Genomic DNA, 15348 nt, shown 5'->3' with positions numbered 1-15348 from the left:
ACGCGGCTCGGAGGTCCGGCGGGGGCGTGGGCGCGCGGGGCGGGGCGCATCGGGGTGCGGGTGCGGTGGCCCTGGCCCTTGCCCTGGGGGCAGGGAGTGAGGGGGCAGGAGGCAGGGGCGGGTGGGCAGGGGCTGTAAGGCACACGGCGGGCGGCAGCCCTGCGTCCAGTCCTGCGTCCAGTCCTGCGATCCATACACCCAGCGCACAGCGGCCGGGTGGAGGTCGGGCGCCCCGGCACGGTGCCGCCCCCGGAAGCTGACCGCCAGGTCAGACCAGGCGGACCGGTTTTTCCGGGCGGATGCCCAGGCGGGTGAGCCAGGCCCGCAGGGGCGACGGGTCGCCGTCCTCGACGAGGCTCAGGACGCGCGGCGCGAGGTCCGCCGCGCGCTCACCATCGACCAGCAGGGCGGGGCCGTCGAGCCAGTCGAGACCGGGGACCGCTCCCGCCGTGTCCACCGCGGCGCAGCACACCATCGCCGTGACGTGGTCGGCCAGCAGCTCGCGACCCGTACGGGGTGGCTGGAGCGGGAAGAGCGGCAGGGCACCGTCGTCCCAGAGGGCGTCGTCAGGTCCCTGGCCCGTGGGCGCGGGGCGAGGCGGAGTCGCGGCCTCCTCACGGGCGAGCTCGGCGGTGAGGCCCGCGGCGAGCCTGCCGGGCCGGCTCTCCGCGTCCGCTTCGTCCGCCTCGTCGTCCACCGCGGGGAAGAGGGAGGCCGCGCGGGGCTCAGCGGCCGGTGCGGGCCGGACCACCGCCGAGGAATCGGAGGCGGAGTCGGGGAGGGAGTCGGAGTCGCAGCCGGGGCCGGAGTCGGGGTGGGCTCCGGGGCCGGAGTCGGGGTGGGCTCCGGGGCCGGAGTCGGGGTGAGCCTCGGGGCCGAGGCCAGAGGCAGGATCAGGGCTGAGGGCAGCAAGGTCACCCCTAGCCGGAGCCTCGTCCCCCGACCCGCCAAGGGCCCGCACGTCACTCTCCGTACCGCCGAGACTCTCCGTACGGCCGAGACTCCCCGTACCGCCGACACCCTCCGTACCGCCGACCGACGCGGTCGTCGTCAGGTGGTCCAGGACGCGGCCCAGGGTCGGCCCTTCGGGGTCGGGGGCCGTCGGGTCGGCGGAGTGGCTGACGCCCAGGGAGTCCAGGACGCGGTGGAGCCGGGCGGCGTCCATGCGCCACTTCCGGTCGACGACCTCGTCCGGATACTCCTGCCAGGCCACCGGCGCCCAGTCGGGCCCCGCCTCCGCGGGGCCGCCGTGGAAGAGACGGGCGGCGAGGAGCGACGCCGCCTCGTCGATCGATCCCGGCTCCTCCAGAAGGTCACAGGCGGGGCGCTCACCCAGGCGCGAGGCGAAGCCTTCGGCCAGGCGGTCCCTGCGGGACAGCTCCGTGAGCGCCGAGACGACGCCCGCGTCGAGCCGGGAGGGCCAGCGGCCCATGCGCCAGGCGGGCAGCGCGACGCGGGTGAGGAGGCGGTCCCACCCCGCGTACGCGAGGCCGACCTGCTCCTGGGCGACGATCCGCACCCCGTAGTCCACGGTCTGGGCGCGCTCGGCGGCGGCAGCCGCGACACCGCGCTCCATCTCGGCGGCATGGACCCGGCAGTGGCGCAGGAGGAGCCGCGCGACCCGGCCGATACCGCCGAGCACCACGCGCGGGAGGGCGCCGCGCCCCGGTGCGGCGGCCACCGCGACCGCGGCGTCGAGCCCGCGGACGAAGCGCCGGGCGGCCGCTATGTCGGGGTGCGCCGAGGGCCCCGTACCGGCGACGACCGGGGCGAGCACGGCGCGCAGCTCGCCGACCCGCATCCACCACAGGAACGGGGAGCCGATGACGAGCACGGGGGCGACGGAAGGCGGACGGTTCGGACCGCGCCCGCTCCGCGCGGCGCCGACGGCCGCACCACTCTTCGCCGCCCCCGAGGCATCCGCCTGGGCACGGGCGTCCACCTGGCCACGAGCATCCGACTGGGCACGGGCGCCCGCCTGACGACGACGGCCCCCGCGGCCCCTACCGCTCGGCCCGTGCGCGGGATGGGTGCGGTCCTCCAGCCAGCTGTCGCAGTCCGGGGTGAGCGCTATGGCCGAGGGCGCGGGCACGTCCAGGCGGTCGGCGAGGTCGCGCACGAGCCGGTACAGGTCGGGGGCGGACTCCTCGGCGATCGGCACGGTGGGGCTCAGCGCGGGCCTGGCCCGCGCGACGACCAGGGCGACCCCGGCCGCGCCCAGCAGGACGAGCACGGCCGCGCCGGTCACGACCCAGCGGGCGATGTCCCAACTCCCGCCGCCCGCGTGCCCCGTGGCCCCCGCCGCGAGCAGCACGACGGCGACGGCCGCGGGCAGCAGGGCGACGGCCAGCGCCCTGCTGCGCAGCCGCAGCACAGCGAGGGCCCGGGAGCGCGCGGCCTGCGCGCCCACCTCCACACCCGTACCTGACACGACCGATGGCACCCCCTGCTGCCTACAGCTCGGCCGCCGGCCTGGGCCGGCGGCGCACATCAATGGCGTTGGTGTTGCTCACTCCCCCACTGTGGCACCCGCCACCGACATCGCAATGCCGGTGGTCTGTTTGGCCCTGGGGGCCTTGAACGCTTGCGCCGCACCCTAGTTGGGGCACACCGCCCCGTCAGCCGTACGGGCTACCGGTCACTCGATGGAATGGCTTTGGCTAAGAGCCTGTCTTTGAACCCCCGTCGTCCGCGCGAAGCGCGGGCGCAGCGGCGGTCGGTGCGTGCGATCGGAGTGCGAAGTTCCAGGTCATGTGGCGGAGCCACCTGTCCTGGGGCTCCGTGCGCCGAGCGTGCGTGCCGGGCGTCGCTGCGCAGACGGGGGTTCAAAGACAGGCTCTAAAGGTGGCTGCCGAAAAGGCCCCGGATCAGTGACAGATCCGGGGCCTGAAGTTGGCTGAAAGTTACGCGGGAGTACTCCGGGGCGGGGTCACGCCTGCGCGCCCGCCGCCTTCGCCGCGATGTCCGTGCGGTGCTGGGAGCCGTCGAGACGGATCCGGGACAGCGCCGCGTACGCGCGCTCGCGCGCCTCGGTCAGGTCGGTTCCGGTGGCCGTCACGGAGAGCACGCGGCCGCCCGCGCTGACGACGGCGTCGCCGTCCCGCCTGGTCCCGGCGTGCAGGACGTACGCGTCCGGGCCGTCCTTCGCCGCCACCGCGTCGAGCCCCTCGATGGGGTCGCCGGTACGCGGCGTACCGGGATAGTTGTGCGAGGCGACGACCACGGTCACCGCGGCGTCGTCGCTCCAGCGCAGCGGGGGCAGATCGGCGAGGTTGCCGGTCGCCGCGGCCAGCAGGAGCCCGGCGAGCGGCGTCTTCAGGCGGGCGAGGACGACCTGGGTCTCGGGGTCGCCGAAACGGGCGTTGAACTCGATGACCCGCACACCCCGGCTCGTGATCGCGAGCCCCGCGTACAGCAGCCCCGCGAACGGGGTGCCGCGGCGGCTCAGCTCGTCCACGGTCGGCTGGAGCACGCTCCGCACGACGTCGTCGACCAGCTTCGGGTCGGCCCACGGGAGCGGCGAGTAGGCGCCCATGCCGCCCGTGTTCGGGCCCTCGTCGCCGTCGAGCGCGCGCTTGAAGTCCTGGGCGGGCTGCAGCGGGACGACGGTCTCGCCGTCGGTGACCGCGAAGAGGGAGACCTCGGGGCCGTCGAGGAACTCCTCGATGACGACGCGGTCGCAGGCGAGGGCGTGCGCGCGCGCCGCCTCGACGTCGTCGGTGACGACGACGCCCTTGCCCGCCGCGAGGCCGTCGTCCTTGACGACGTACGGCGCCCCGAAGGCGTCGAGGGCCTCGTCGATCTCGGCCGGGGTGGCGCAGACGTACGACCGGGCGGTCGGCACGCTCGCGCCCGCCATCACGTCCTTGGCGAAGGCCTTGGAGCCCTCCAGTCGCGCGGCCTCCTTGGAGGGACCGAAGGCGGGGATGCCGGCCTCCCGCACGGCGTCGGCGACGCCCGCGACGAGGGGGGCCTCCGGGCCCACGACGACGAGCCCGGCGCCGAGCTCGCGCGCGAGGGCGGTCACGGCGGCGCCGTCGAGGGCGTCGACCGGGTGCAGCTCGGCCACCTCTGCGATGCCGGCGTTGCCGGGGGCGCAGTGCAGCTCGGAGACGTCGGGGTCGAGGGACAGAGAGCGGCACAGGGCGTGTTCGCGGGCACCACTGCCGATGACGAGGACCTTCACGCCGGCCAGCCTAGCCGCCGGGACGGAGTGCCTTTGTACGGGCCGCCCAGCTCAGGCTCACCAGCCTGTTGTACGTTCCTCCAGCTCGCGGCGGCCCTTCCGGGGCCAGGGGCTCCCCACCTGCGGCTGCGATCGCTCTTGCCCAGGGAAGGGGACACCGCCCCCGCACCGCCGCCCAGCCCCGCCGCCCCACGGCGGCCACCCCCCACCCACCCGCCCGTTCACCCCGCGACGCCGGGCAGAGGCAGGAGCAAGAGGCCCCCCGCTCCGTTCCCGCGCCGCGCCTACTCGTTCGGGTACTCGTCGACCACCGTCGCGCCCAGTTCCCGCATGATCAGGTCGTGACCGGAGAGCGCCGACTCCACCAGGTCCGGGTCGTCGTCCTCGGGGATGTCGTCCTCGGGGGACACGTGTTCCGGGGCCGGGGCGGCGGGAGCGGCCGTCCGGGGGGCCGGGGCGGGGGCCGGGTCGCGGGTGGGCGGTGCCTGGGGGGCGGGGGTCGAAGGGGGCGACGACGGCTGCTGCGGGGGCGCGGCGGAGCGCTGGGGCGCCGGGGCGCCGCCACCGAAGCCTCCTCCCCCGCCTCCGCCGAAGCCTCCACCTCCACCGCCGAAGTTCCCGGCGGCCGGCGGGGGCGCGGAGCCGCCGGACGGGTCGACGATCGCCTCGACCTTCCACTCCACGCCGAACTGCTCGGACAGCGCGGCCCGCAGTACGTCCTCGCTGCCGCTGCTCGCGAAGTTGTCCCGAGCGCCCGCGTTGACGAAGCCGAGCTGGAGGGTCGTCCCGTCGAACCCGGCCACCTGGGCGTTCTGGCTGAGCAGGATCCAGGTGAAGCGCCGCCGATTCTTCACGGCCTCCAGGATGTTCGGCCACAGGCTGCGCGGGTCGGGCCCGCCCGCCGGGGCGACCTGGGCGGCCATCGGGGCGGGAGCCTGCGCGGCCGGGGCCTGAGCGGGCGCCGCCGGAGCGGGCTGCGGGGCCGCCGGGGCGCCGCTCCCCACGCTCGCGGCGGTGGGCCAGCCGCCGGGCCGCGGTGCCGTCTCCGGAGCGGCGGCGGCCGGGGAGGCCTGGGAGGCCTGGGAGGCCGCCGGTGCCGAGGCGGGGGCCGAAGCCGTGGGCCAGCCGCCGGGACGCCGCTCACCGGTGGGGGTGGGAGACGGAGACGCGGGAGGCGGGGAGGCGGGAGCAGCCGCGGGGCCTGTCGGCGGGGCCTGGGGCGCCTGCTGCGGCGTGTGAGGTGCCGGGGAAGCCTGAGGCGCCTGCGCCACAGGAACAGCCGAGCCCGAGCCCAAGTCGGACTCGGAGCCCACACCGGCCCCCGGCCCCGAACCCTGCCCCGCGCCCCCCACACCCGCACCCGCTCCAGACCCCTGCGGCCCCCCGGCCCCGGCCCCCCGCACCGCCGCGCGGGCAGCAGCAGGCCCACCCCCGGGCGGCACCGGCTGGCCCATGCCCGCGGGCGCGCCCTGCGACATGGCGACGCCCCCGGCCTGCTGCACGCCCGCGTGGGTCTCGGACCCGGGGACGTACGCCATCGCGGGGCCGGGGCCCTGGCCACCCGCGACGAAGTTGCCGCCGCGCTCCAGGCGGTCGAGGCGGGCCATGACGGAACGCTCGTCGTCGTAGGCGGCGGGGAGCAGCACGCGGGCGCAGATCAGCTCCAGCTGGAGCCGGGGCGAGGTGGCGCCGCGCATCTCGGTGAGGCCCTCGTTGACGATGTCGGCGGCGCGGCTCAGTTCGGCGCCTCCGAAGACACCGGCCTGGGCCTGCATCCGCTCGACGACGTCGGCGGGGGCGTCGATGAGCCCCTTGTCGGCGGCGTCCGGCACGGCCGCGAGGATCACGAGGTCGCGCAGCCGCTCCAGGAGGTCGGCGACGAAGCGACGCGGGTCGTTGCCGCCCTCGATGACGCGGTCCACGACCTCGAAGGCCGCGGCGCCGTCCCCGGAGGCGAATGCCTCGACCACGGAGTCGAGCAGCGAGCCGTCCGTGTACCCGAGGAGGGAGGTCGCCATGGCGTACGTCACGCCGCCCTCGCCCGCGCCGGCGAGGAGCTGGTCCATGACGGACATCGAGTCACGCACGGAGCCCGCGCCGGCCCGCACGACGAGCGGGTAGACGCCGTCCTCGACGGCCATGGCCTCCTGGCCGCAGACCTCGGCGAGGTAGTCCCTGAGCGTGCCGGGGGGCACGAGCCGGAAGGGGTAGTGGTGCGTACGCGACCGGATCGTGCCGATGACCTTCTCGGGCTCGGTCGTCGCGAAGATGAACTTGAGGTGCTCCGGGGGCTCCTCGACCACCTTAAGGAGGGCGTTGAAGCCCGCCGAGGTGACCATGTGGGCCTCATCGATGATGTAGATCTTGTACCGGCTCGACGCCGGGCCGAAGAAGGCCTTCTCGCGCAGGTCACGGGCGTCGTCCACGCCACCGTGCGACGCGGCGTCGATCTCGATGACGTCGATCGAACCGGGGCCGTTGCGCGCCAGGTCGCGGCAGGACTGGCACTCGCCGCAGGGCGTGGGGGTGGGACCTTGCTCGCAGTTCAGGCAGCGGGCCAGGATGCGCGCGCTCGTCGTCTTGCCGCAGCCGCGCGGGCCACTGAACAGGTAGGCGTGATTGACCCGGTTGTTCCGCAGCGCCTGCTGCAGCGGGTCTGTCACATGCTCCTGCCCGATGACCTCGGCGAACGACTCCGGGCGATAACGGCGGTACAACGCGAGAGACGACACGCATACGAGGTTATAGGCGACCACTGACAACCCGGACCGCCCCAACGCAAAGCGCCCCCCACGCACCCGCCAGAGCCGACCTACCCTTGCTGCCTTCCGGCCCTGGGGGAGTTCAGTCAGATAGCGCCACGTGAGGGGCTGGCCCCCACAGTAGCGGATCCCCGCCCCCGGAAGCGACGCCGCCCCCGCCCCCGGCCCACGAGACGACGATCACGCCGACGACCTCGGGATCGTGTTCGCGAGCACTCCCCAACGTCTTGTATTGTTTGCGGCGGAGGATTCGCCTAGTGGCCTAGGGCGCACGCTTGGAAAGCGTGTTGGGGGCAACCCCTCACGAGTTCGAATCTCGTATCCTCCGCACTCGCCCACCAGGGCAAACGAAGGGTCCGACCGCTGAGCGGCCGGGCCCTTCGTTGTTGTCTGGTCTCAATTGATACGGGGCGCCGAGAACAGGTTCCGCCCGCCCATGCCTGCCAGCCCACCAGGTCAGGGCGCGGGTCCGCGTCCCGGACGAGCGGCGGCAGCAACTCCAGGGACACGGTGCAGGAGAAACCGGGGTCGGTGGCGGTCGTGCGGGGCCGGTCCACATCGCGGAGCCAGCCCTGGGCACCGAGCGCGGTCAGGACCCTCTCGGGTCCCTCAAAGCCGACGTCGGGTGCCTCATGAGCGTCGATCGCGATGAGGAGATCGGCGACCGCCTCGTGCGGGACACCGGCGGTGAAGTACGCGTTCCATTCAGTCATGGCGGAGGCGTCATGTGGGCGGCGCTGAGCTGCCAGGCGACAGGCAGCCCGCCCAACTCGAATGGGGAGGCCGCAAGGATCCACTCGGCACCGCGCAGCTCGTCCGGGCTCACATACAGCAGGGTGTTACGGGAAGTCGGCCACATGCGCCAGCCGAGGCCGGCCAAGACGTCACCCATCCGCTCGGCGAGATCGCCGTCATCACCGGCCAGGTGGCGCGGGGTGACCCAGTACACCGGGTCGGGCGAGTCGGAGTGCAAGGGATCGGTGGGGTGGTGCGGGTGCAGGGGCGCCTCCATGGGTCGGGGCTGGTTCTCCAGCAGGGCGTCGTACGTGGGCATGCGTTGCGGCCGCGTACCAGACCCTTCCGGGGTCTTTCCTGTCTGCCCCCGGCGAACTGCTGCGAAGGCAGGCAGATTTGGCCAGGTGCACAGGTCGAGCCCATAGCGCTCGGCGCAGGCGATCACCAAAGGCATCCGGCACGTCCACTCTCGACGACGGCCGAACCTAAGTCACCAACAAAACCGACATGGATAGCGCCCGGGGCGCGGTGATCCCCCGGTCCAAGGCGGCTGCTACCGAGGCGAGTACCACCTTGGGTGACTGCGCTTCCTGCGTGGCATGGCCGGTTTTCAGCCCTGCCTCGATCGCTTCTCCTGACAGTCCGTGTGCGCCGCATCCGGATTGCCCGATCCGCCCCGGAGCACTCCGGCCATCGTTCACCCCCGCCTCATTGTCACCGTGCGGTCACGGATAGCGTTGGTTTGCTCAGCTCAGCTCCTACGTACCGGAGATCCCCCGTGAATCGCTCGATCCGGCTTGCAACGTCCGCACTCACCGCATGCGCGGCCCTGCTGCTGACCGCCTGCGGCGGGTCGGACGACAGCAAGGACATCGACAAGATCGCTGGCGCTGACGCGAGCGGCGAAAAGTCGGCCTCGCCATCGCCGTCCGCGACGGCGGACGGGATCGACCGGCCAGCGATCAAGCTGCCGTCCGACATGAAGATGCTCTTCGAGAACCGGGAGACGGGCGACGCGGTGAAGGATGCCATCCTGGCGGACAACGAGCGAACCGTCAGCACGGTCTGGCAGGCGATGGCGACCGGGGACGCCAAGCACGCGGGGATGGCCTTCTACTACACGGATCAAGCGTTGACCGGCGTGTACAAGTACGCCACCTCCAACATCGACAAGAACATCAGCTGGACCGGGACCTTGCGCTACTACGACCGGCAAGTGACCACGTTCAGCAAGACGTCAGCCGCGGTGACGTACTGCGTGGACGAGAGCCGGGCGGACCTCAAGAACCGCAAGACGGGTAAGAGGCAGGGGACCAAGACCACGCCGAACAGTTACGTCTACTACAACGCCGGGGTGAAGAAGAACGAGGACGGCGTGTGGCAGATCTGGGACATCAGCGAGGACCGGGGGGCCGAGAAGTGCCAGCCGTGACACACCGCACTGCGGTAGCGGCGCTCACTACCGTACTGTGCCTGCTCTCTGCGTCTCCTGCGGCGGCTGGAGGGTTCGGTGACACCGGCGAGCAGAAGTCCGATACGAGTGGCGACTCCACGGGCCCGCTCCTGATGTCCAAGGTCGTCTTCAAGGTGGAGGGCGGCCAGGCTTCCGCCGATGGCTCCAGGAGCCTGACTCCCACGGCGCTGGACTGGAAGATCCCCGCTTGCTGGTACGAGCCGTACTGGAAGGCCAAGGACTTCAAGACCTTCATGGAAGCGCAGTGGTCGATCCACAAGTCTGCGGGCGGCAACCCCAACAAGATCGCCGGCGCCAAGGAGCGTTATAAGGGCGGACACCCTTACAAAAACTTCAATGCCGACAAGAACGGCAAGGGCATGTGGTGGGTGGCCGTCAAGAACAAGGACATGAAGAACGATCCGGCTGCTCGGGCCTGCACCCGGCCTCCCTTCTGGGTGGACAAGGGCAAGCCTGCGAACGTTCCCCAGGCCATCAACCCCAAGACCCTCGCCGCCCTCGCCTACCAGCAGACCAAGGTGCCGGACACCAAGGTCGAGCTGAAGCCCGAGACCACGTCAACGGTGAACTTGCCCACTTGGGTGTGGCTGGACAAGGGGACCTTCAAGGAGATCAGGGTCCGTGCCGAGCTGCCCAACACGGGACTGTGGGCGGAGACCACGGCGAAGCCGGTCAGCCTCCACCTGAATCCGGGCACGGAGGACGCGAAGGCCTACCCGGCAACCGGCGAGTGCACCTTCAGCAAGGACGGCTCCATCGGCACCCCGTACAAGAAGGGCAATGCCGAGCAGGATCCGCCGTGCGGCATCAAGTACCTGCGCGCCACGGGTGATCAGCCGTATCAGCTGAAGGCATCGGTGACCTGGGCCATCGAGTGGCACGGCAGCGGGAAGACCAAGGGTGATCTGCCCGATGGCACCTTCGAGACCACCCAGGACATGAACGTCCAGGAAATCCAGTCCATCAACCGCTGACCGAGGCTGTCGGCCAGTCGTCGCACCACACGCAGAACCATCTCAACCCACGGGGGCGGGCAGCATGTCGGACCTGAAGAAGGACGCGGAATCCCTCCACAAGGCGGCGTCTGCCCTGGGCAAGGTCGACCACCACACCACCAAGCCCCTGCACGACTTCACTTCCGCCTCCCACGACATGTCCGCCTTCGGCGTGCTGGGCTCGCTGATGAGCGCCAAGGACGACATCCAGGACGGCATGGACACCATCGCCAAGCTCACCAAGAGCCTGCACAAGGAGTGGGAGGCCGAGGCCAAGTTCATGGGCGACGTCTCCGACGCCTTCGACCTGCTGGACGTCCTGCTGAGCGCAGCGGCCCGCGCCAAGAAGGGCTGAGCCGTCCATGGGCTTCGACATCCCCGGCATCGACGTCGACGACCTCAACCCGCTGAAATGGATCAACAAGGCCAACCACGCCTTCGGTGACACCCTCGCCAGCGGCCTGGAGTTCCTCGGCATCACCGACCCGCTCATCGACCCCGACGGCATCCGGGAGATCGCCAAGAAATGGCGGGACTTGGCCAAGGGCCTCGACGCCGCCGCTCACGACGCCGAGACGGCGCTCACGGATCTGGAGTGGGAGGGCCAGGCCGCCAAGGCCCTCCACAAGCGGGCCAAGACCGCCCGCACGCAGGCCACCAACATGGCCGACTCGTTGCGGGACGGGGCCAAGGCGCTGGACGACTTCGCCGACGAGGCCCACGACCTGCTGACCGAGATCGGCGTGATCCTGGCGGAGATCGCCGAGTTCGAGATCGCGAGCCTAGCCCTGTCGGTGCTGACCGGTGGACTGTCCGTGATCGCCGGGAACCTCGCGGCCGGAGCGCGGGCCGCGAAGATCATGGTGTTGATCGGCCGCATCGAGAAGTCCGGCACCCGCATGGCCTCGGTCATCCGCACCGTGATGGAGGCGATCCGCGGCCTGGAGCGGGCACTGAAGGCCCTCGGGGAGATCAAGACCATCGCCAAGGCCGGCAAACTCGCAGGTGAGGGCATGAAGTTCTCCGCCTTCGACGCCGCTCTGCAAGACCCTGGCGCGTTCAAGGACCCGGACAAGCTGGCCGGGCTCCTGGCGGAAGGCGCGGTTCTGGGAGTCGGCGGCGGAATACTGGGCAAGGCGCTCGGCAAGGGCTTGAAGAAGCTCAAGCCCAGTGAGCTCGCCAAACTGGGGCGGTCGTTGGGGCTCGGTGGATCCGACCTCACCAGGCTCAGATTGAAACCTGGTGAGGCTGAGCGGCTCAGGGCTGGAATTCGCGCGGCGGAGAAAGAGCTCAAGGTCGACCCGATCGACGTGGCCACCGGAGACATGTTCCTGGCGCAGACCGACGTGCAACTCCCCGGCGCTCTCCCCTTGATCCTGGAGCGTACTCACCTCTCCTCCTACCGCTGGGGAGGCTGGTTCGGCCCTTCCTGGTCCTCCACTCTTGACCAGCGCCTACAAGCGAGCGACGAAAGCATCACGTACGCCACGGCGGACGGGGCCCGGCTGACGTACCCGCTCCTCGATGCCGAAGCCGATGGCCCCGTCTATGCCGGTCCGGTCAAGTCTTTGCCGCTGAGCTGGGACACGGAGACCGACGGTGCGCTTCGGGTTAGCGACACCGCTTCGGGCCTCGCGTATGTGTTCCACACCCCGCAGCCCACCGATGACGGTGAGGCTGTGGATCTGCCTTTGCAGGCGATCGTGGACAACAACGGCCAGCTCATCACCCTTCAGTACGCCGACGACGGCACCCCTACCGGACTCGTTCACTCCGGCGGATACCGAATAGCCCTGGATCAGCACCCCACCCTGCCGCGGATCTCCGCCCTTCGCCTGCTCGACCCGGAACACGCCGGCGGCCGCGGGACGACGCTCGTGTCGTTCGGCTACGGCGACGACGGAAATCTCACCGAGGTCATCAACTCCTCCGGCCTGCCGACCCGCTTCACGTACGACGAGACGGACCGGATCACCTCATGGACCGACCGCAATGGATCGGCCTACCAGTACTTCTACGACCACCGCGGCCGCGTCGTGCGCACAGACGGCAGCGGCGGCTTCCTCGCAGGCACCCTGACCTACGACGACGCCACCCGCACTACCACAGTCACCAGCTCGCTCGGCCAGACGACCCGTTACGAGCACGACGAGGCCCACCGCCTCATCCGCGAGACCGATCCGCTCGGACACACGCGGCAACAGGAATGGAACGCCCACCACCAGCTCGTCGCTGTCACAGACGCCCAAGGGCACACCACACGCTACGAGTACGACGATCACGGGCAGGTGACATCCGTCGTCCGCCCGGACGGCAGCACAACCCGGTCCGCGTACAACGAACTCGGCCTGCCCACCTCACTGACCGGGCCGGACGGTGCAACCTGGCACCAGGAATACGACGCCCGCGGCAACCTCACGGCGATGACGGACCCGACCGGAGCCACCACGCAATTCGCGTACAACGAGGCAGGGCACCGGAAGTCCGTCACCGACCCGTTGGGCAACACCACTCACCTGCGGTGCGACCGCGTGGGGCTCCCTCGTGACCTGACCGACCCGCTCGGGGCCGTCACCCACTACGAGCGAGACGCTTTCGGCCGTACCTCTGCCATCACCGACCCTCTGGGGAACGTCACTCGCTTCGAGTGGACGGTCGAGGGCAAGCTCGTGCGCCGCACGGCTCCGGACGCCACCTCGGAGTCCTGGCAGTACGACGGCGAGGGCAACTGCACCGCGCACACGACCCCGGACGGGGGCATCACCCGCTTCGAATACACCCACTTCGATCTCGTGGCGGCCCGCAACGACCCCGATGGCACCCGCTACGAGTTCGCGTACGACACCGACCTGCGGCTGGTCAGTGTCACCAACCCGCAGAATCGTTTCTGGAGTTACTCCTACGATGCCGCGGGTCGACTCACGTCCGAGACAGATTTTGACGGCCGAGGCTCGGACTACTCCTACAGTCCCGCGGGGCACCTGACTTACCGCACCAACGCCATGGGACAGATCACCCGCTTCGAGCACGACACGCTCGGCCGAGTCGTTCGCAAGGACGCCGACGGAGCGGTCACCACCTTCGAGTACGACCACACCGGACTCCTGTCCCGGGCGGCGAATGCCGACGCGGCCATCGAGCTGCAGCACGATGCCGCAGGGCGCGTGCGGAGCGAATCCGTCAACGACCACACCATCAGATACCTCTACAACTCCGCCGGGCACCGGACCAGCCGCACAACACCCAGCGGCGTCACAAGCGAATGGACGTACGACCGGGCGGGCCGACCCACCGTTCTGCGCACGGACTCCGAACACACGATCGCGACCGACTACGACACCGTGGGCCGCGTAATGGGGCGTCACGTGGACGGCGTTGCCACGCAGAAGCAGACCTTTGACGAGCTGGACCGCCTCACCAGCCAGTCGGTCCTCGCGCCAGGTGGACGGACCGTCCAAAACCGGACCTACGAGTACGGCAGCGACGGCAGCCCTCGCCGCATCGACGACCGGCTGAACGGCGCACGCCACTTCGATGTCGACGGCGCCGGACGCGTCACCGCCGTCCAGGCCCACGAGTGGAGCGAACGGTACGCCTACGACGAGCTGGGCAACCAGACCGCGGCCGCCTGGCCCTCCACTCACCCAGAGCAAGAGGCCACGGGCCCCCGCACATACCAAGGCACCCTGGTCACGCGTGCCGGCACTGTGCGCTACGAGTACGACGCCCAAGGCCGCGTCGTCCTTCGCCAGAAGACCCGCCTGTCCCGTAAGCCGGACACCTGGCGCTACGCCTGGGACGCCGAAAACCGCCTCGTCTCGGTCACAACTCCAGACGGGACTACATGGCGCTACCTCTACGACCCGTTCGGACGCCGCATCGCCAAACAGCGCCTCGCCGCCGACGGCGCGTCCGTCACAGAACGGACTGACTTCGCCTGGGACGGCACCACCCTGTGCGAACAGAGCACAAGCTCCGCCGACCTGCCCTCCCAAGTCACAGTGACGTGGGACCACGACGGCACCCGCCCCATCGCGCAGACCGAACGCCGCGTCGCCCCGGACGCACCTCAGGACCAGATCGACACACGCTTCTACGCCATCGTCACCGACCTCGTCGGTACACCGACCGAACTTCTCGGCGAGGACGGGGACATTGCCTGGCGCGCCCGCAGCACGCTGTGGGGCGTCACGGCATGGTCCACGCAAAGCACCACGTATACGCCTCTGAGATTCCCGGGCCAGTACTACGACCCCGAATCCGGCCTACACTACAACTACTTCCGGCACTACGACCCGGAAACCGCCAGATACCTGAGCCAGGACCCGCTCGGACTCGCCCCCGCCGACAACCCCCGAACGTACACGCCGAACCCCAATGTCTGGACTGACATATTGGGGCTCGCTCCTGGCACTTGCCCCGTAACCGGGCAGCAAATAGACCCCAAGGGATATTCATCCCTGTTTGAAATGCAATTGGATCCGACAGATTTCGGGCGGGGTCGTGGCGTCCACTTCAATCGTGCGAACGCCGCGCTGGACGATGCGATCAAGGCGAATCCTGAACTGGGCGCCTACCTGGACCAGTTTTCTCCCGGGATCGCGGACCGTGTGAGCTCTACGGGTGGCCGAAGGGACCCGCTTGGTCACACGTGGCAACACGAGCCCGCCGCCAATGCCGGGGGTCGTCAAGGAGTCATCCGCCTGGTGCCCCGCTACCAGCACACTCCGGGGTCCCCATGGTGGGACGTCCTCCATCCCGGAAACTCCGGAGGGTATGCTGAATGGGCGATACCGAATGGAGCTCCTCCAAATTATCGACGCAGAAGGTGAATTGATGTCCTATTTTATGCGCGATGTCATGGGGTCAGACATTGACGATCCCAATGAGGAGCAAATCCGGGAACTCGTCGCAAGCCTGGAAACGGCGGCTGATGATGAACACACTGACGTGTCGCTGCAGCACGAGTCTGAATGGTGTCTAAGTGTCTTCGCAGATCGGACGTTGTGGTGGGAAAACGTCGAGGACTCCGCGGTCCCTCCTCGTCGCATCACGCTCGAATCCTGGGACGAGGTCATCGAAACCCTCCTCAAGCTCTCCCGGGGAGACATTGAGGGTGTGAACCAGCTCGATTGGCAGGAGTGACCGAGGGAAGTCCGCGAATGGTGCCCGCCTCGATTTCGATAACGCCGCGAC

The 15348-nt window shown here is 70.2% G+C and carries 9 protein-coding genes, 1 tRNA gene, 1 other RNA gene and 1 pseudogene; 6 read left to right on the top strand and 6 right to left on the bottom strand.

Going from position 1 to position 15348, the window contains the following annotated elements:
- Positions 1-268: 268 nt before the first annotated feature.
- From AC07DI_RS26275 to ffs, 4 genes are all read right to left on the bottom strand, one after another.
- Complete coding sequence (locus tag AC07DI_RS26275) at positions 269-2431, bottom strand: hypothetical protein (RefSeq protein ID WP_478906323.1); 2163 nt, start codon at positions 2429-2431, stop codon at positions 269-271.
- 498 nt (positions 2432-2929) lie between these two features.
- Positions 2930-4186 carry a phosphoribosylamine--glycine ligase gene (gene purD, locus AC07DI_RS26270; protein WP_384256013.1) on the bottom strand — a complete coding sequence of 419 codons (1257 nt, stop codon included), beginning with the start codon at positions 4184-4186 and terminating at the stop codon, positions 2930-2932.
- Positions 4187-4470: 284 nt separating this feature from the next.
- Positions 4471-6918: a DNA polymerase III subunit gamma and tau gene (locus AC07DI_RS26265; protein ID WP_478906322.1), complete on the bottom strand. Its 2448-nt coding sequence runs from the start codon at positions 6916-6918 to the stop codon at positions 4471-4473.
- Between the two features lie 44 nt (positions 6919-6962).
- Positions 6963-7061: signal recognition particle sRNA small type (ffs, locus tag AC07DI_RS26260), an RNA gene on the bottom strand.
- 130 nt (positions 7062-7191) lie between these two features.
- Between ffs and AC07DI_RS26255 the strand changes: the two genes are divergently transcribed.
- Positions 7192-7276 (top strand) — tRNA-Ser (locus AC07DI_RS26255).
- Positions 7277-7616: 340 nt separating this feature from the next.
- Here AC07DI_RS26255 and AC07DI_RS26250 read toward each other — a convergent pair.
- Both AC07DI_RS26250 and AC07DI_RS26245 read right to left on the bottom strand, forming a co-directional pair.
- Positions 7617-7661 (bottom strand): annotated as a pseudogene (locus tag AC07DI_RS26250) (hypothetical protein); the annotation flags it as partial.
- The gene (locus AC07DI_RS26245) at positions 7658-8002 is read right to left on the bottom strand and encodes a hypothetical protein (protein WP_478906321.1); all 345 of its coding nucleotides are present in this window, start codon (positions 8000-8002) and stop codon (positions 7658-7660) included. The gene AC07DI_RS26245 and the pseudogene AC07DI_RS26250, both read right to left, overlap by 4 nt.
- Before the next feature lie 459 nt (positions 8003-8461).
- Here AC07DI_RS26245 and AC07DI_RS26240 point away from each other — a divergent pair, with 459 nt between their 5' ends.
- From AC07DI_RS26240 to AC07DI_RS26220, 5 genes are all read left to right on the top strand, one after another.
- Positions 8462-9115 (top strand): hypothetical protein, encoded by a 654-nt coding sequence (locus AC07DI_RS26240; protein ID WP_478906320.1) that lies wholly within the window; start codon positions 8462-8464, stop codon positions 9113-9115.
- Positions 9112-10131: a hypothetical protein gene (locus AC07DI_RS26235; RefSeq protein WP_478906319.1), complete on the top strand. Its 1020-nt coding sequence runs from the start codon at positions 9112-9114 to the stop codon at positions 10129-10131. Before AC07DI_RS26240 ends, AC07DI_RS26235 begins: the two co-directional genes overlap by 4 nt.
- A 64-nt stretch (positions 10132-10195) precedes the next feature.
- On the top strand, positions 10196-10507 hold the full coding sequence (locus AC07DI_RS26230; protein ID WP_478906318.1) for a hypothetical protein: 312 nt from the start codon (positions 10196-10198) through the stop codon (positions 10505-10507).
- A gap of 7 nt (positions 10508-10514) precedes the next feature.
- Positions 10515-14984 (top strand): DUF6531 domain-containing protein, encoded by a 4470-nt coding sequence (locus tag AC07DI_RS26225; RefSeq protein WP_478906317.1) that lies wholly within the window; start codon positions 10515-10517, stop codon positions 14982-14984.
- Positions 14950-15297 carry a hypothetical protein gene (locus AC07DI_RS26220; RefSeq protein WP_478906316.1) on the top strand — a complete coding sequence of 116 codons (348 nt, stop codon included), beginning with the start codon at positions 14950-14952 and terminating at the stop codon, positions 15295-15297. Before AC07DI_RS26225 ends, AC07DI_RS26220 begins: the two co-directional genes overlap by 35 nt.
- The last annotated feature ends 51 nt before the right edge of the window (positions 15298-15348 follow it).

The sequence above is a fragment of the Streptomyces sp. NPDC044106 genome (assembly GCF_056433985.1).
Note: the sequence above shows the minus strand (reverse complement) of the source record. Positions and strands in the feature narration are given on the sequence as shown.

Excerpts from the sequence above, each read along its gene's own strand:
- AC07DI_RS26230 (WP_478906318.1), top strand. The coding sequence starts at position 10,196 with ATGTCGGACCTGAAGAAGGACGCGGAATCCCTCCACAAGGCGGCGTCT.
- AC07DI_RS26245 (WP_478906321.1), bottom strand. The coding sequence starts at position 8,002 with ATGCCCACGTACGACGCCCTGCTGGAGAACCAGCCCCGACCCATGGAG.
- AC07DI_RS26220 (WP_478906316.1), top strand. The coding sequence starts at position 14,950 with ATGGAGCTCCTCCAAATTATCGACGCAGAAGGTGAATTGATGTCCTAT.
- AC07DI_RS26225 (WP_478906317.1), top strand. The coding sequence starts at position 10,515 with ATGGGCTTCGACATCCCCGGCATCGACGTCGACGACCTCAACCCGCTG.